This window comes from Isoptericola croceus (assembly GCF_029382255.1).
In the GTDB taxonomy this organism is placed as follows: Bacteria; Actinomycetota; Actinomycetes; order Actinomycetales; family Cellulomonadaceae; genus Isoptericola; species Isoptericola croceus.
Window position 1 is genome coordinate 1 of record NZ_JARLLG010000272.1, and the last position, 271, is coordinate 271.

The following is a 271-nucleotide window of genomic DNA, read 5'->3' on the forward strand; positions in this document are numbered from 1 at the left end:
TCACTTCTCTACGCTAAAGAAGGTGACTAGGGCAGGGAGGGAAAGCGGTCCATACAATGTAGAACATGAAAAAGCTGGATGTCACTGGGAGGATAGTGCCCTTGTTGAAGGCGGCCAGGCCGTTGGAAATGGAGGCCATGGCATGCTCCCGCACGCCCCAGTGTATATAGCGACCGGTGTAGTCCCCGTTGATACCGCATGCAGTCCTCAGATCCGGCTAGTAGCAACGTTAATCTCATGCGTCTATCCGTATTTGCCTTTTTCTTGCAAG

Annotated in this window: 1 protein-coding gene; it reads right to left on the reverse strand. The window is 52.4% G+C overall.

The window, feature by feature from the left end; genetic code table 11:
* Positions 1-13: 13 nt before the first annotated feature.
* Complete coding sequence (locus PZC42_RS24695) at positions 14-211, reverse strand: hypothetical protein (RefSeq protein ID WP_498041204.1); 198 nt, start codon at positions 209-211, stop codon at positions 14-16.
* Positions 212-271: the final 60 nt, after the last annotated feature.